We start from the raw sequence: 1379 nt of genomic DNA on the forward strand, positions 1-1379 counted from the left end.
ACTTTTGCCGTTTCCACCGGATTCAGGCGGTTGACACGTTCTGCTTCGCTAGTGTCGCGATGCAACAGGTTGAAAGATGGGCAAGACCAGATGTCTGCTTCCCCGCCGAAGTCGGCTTTCAACAATTAAGCACCGGCAATGACTTCTTGCAGAATGGTACCGGAACCCATCAATTGAACTTTCTTGTCGCCTTTGCCGCTGGCTTTCAGCAGATACATACCTTTCAGGATGTTTTCTTCTGCGCCTTCAGGCATATCCGGGTGAGCGTAGTTCTCGTTCATTAGGGTGATGTAGTAGAACACGTCTTCGTTATTGGCATACATACGGCGCAGACCGTCTTGAACGATAACGGCTACTTCGTATTGGAATGTTGGATCGTAAGAAACACAATTTGGAATCAAATCTGCTTGAATATGGCTGTGGCCGTCTTCGTGTTGCAGACCTTCACCATTCAGCGTTGTACGGCCGGCAGTACCACCCAACAGGAAGCCGCGTGCGTGCATATCGCCGGCAGCCCATGCCAAGTCGCCGATACGTTGGAAACCGAACATAGAGTAGTAGATGTAGAAAGGAATCATCGCAAAGTTGCTGTTGGCGTAGCTGGTTGCAGCCGCGATCCAGTCAGCCATTGCGCCTGGCTCGTTAATACCTTCTTGCAAGATTTGACCGTCGACGGATTCTTTGTAGAACATCAGTTGGTCTTTATCTTGAGGGGTGTATTGTTGGCCTTTAGGGTTCCAAATGCCGTATTGGCGGAACATACCTTCCATACCGAAAGTACGGCTTTCGTCAGGAACGATAGGTACAACGCGTTTGCCGATTTTTTTGTCTTTCAGCAAAGTAGACAGGATGCGTACGAAAGCCATGGTGGTGGAGAATTCACGGTCACCGCTGGATTTCAGTTGGGCATCAAATGCTGACAGTTCAGGCACTTCCAGAACGTCTTGGGTAGGGTTGCGTTGAGGCAGGTAGCCACCCAAAGATTCGCGACGTGCGTGCAGGTATTTGTATTCTTCGCTGTCAGGAGCAAAAGTCAGGTAAGGCAGGTCGCCACTGTCGATTTGCTCGTCAGTTACAGGAATGTCAAAGCGGTCACGGAATTGTTTCAGAGACGCTTTGTCCATTTTTTTGGCTTGGTGGGCAACGTTTTGACCTTCGCCGGATGCACCCATACCGTAACCTTTAATGGTTTTTGCCAAGATTACAGTAGGTTTGCCGTTAGCGTGATTCGCAGCGCGGTCGTAAGCGTTGTAGACTTTTTGAGGGTCATGACCACCGCGGTTCAATGCCCAAATTTCGTCATCAGTCATATCGGCGACCAATGCTTTCAGTTCAGGCGTATTGAAGAAGTGTTCGCGAACGTATGCACCGTCTTTGGA

The 1379-nt window shown here is 49.6% G+C and carries 1 pseudogene; it reads right to left on the minus strand.

Annotated elements, in window-relative coordinates:
• Positions 1–1379 (minus strand): annotated as a pseudogene (locus ACTHUM_RS14210) (transketolase-like TK C-terminal-containing protein); the annotation flags it as partial.

The sequence above is a fragment of the Neisseria sp. P0021.S006 genome (genome assembly GCF_051956895.1).